The 431-nt window shown below is 71.2% G+C and carries 1 protein-coding gene; it reads right to left on the bottom strand.

What is annotated here, in order from left to right; all coding sequences use genetic code 11:
- The coding region (locus LMU33_RS40945) for a hypothetical protein (RefSeq protein WP_228627204.1) at window positions 1–431 on the bottom strand (431 nt) is incomplete at both ends.

Here is a 431-nt window from a genome sequence, read left to right as displayed (position 1 = left end):
CCGCTTCGTCCGACGAAGACGAGTCACACTCCACCACCACGACCGACGGCACCGACCCACCACCGTCCAAGGTTCGGCGGAGATCGTTCAGGTCTTGGATCCCCTGCACCACCGGCCACTGGTCACCAGCGGATTCCCGGGCCGCTGCGGGCGCCGGTGTCCGAGTCCACTCGACGCGGAAGAGGGAGTCGTGGCGCTCACCGGCCGCAGCACGCACCTGCTCCGCCGAAGCCGCCCGCAACGCCACCGACCCCACCGACGCCACCGGCCGGCCCGCACCATCGGCCACCAGCAACGACACCGCATCGGAGCCGAGCTCACCAAGCCGCACCCGCAGCGACGACGCCCCCGCCGCGAACAACGACACCCCACTCCAGGAGAAGGGCAGGAGCGGGCCGGAGTCCGATTCCTTGCGGGGGTTCAGGCCCAGG

Origin of the sequence: Streptomyces barringtoniae (assembly GCF_020819595.1) — a bacterium.
Lineage (GTDB): Bacteria > Actinomycetota > Actinomycetes > Streptomycetales > Streptomycetaceae > Streptomyces > Streptomyces barringtoniae.
This window is presented reverse-complemented; position numbering and strand designations above follow the sequence as displayed.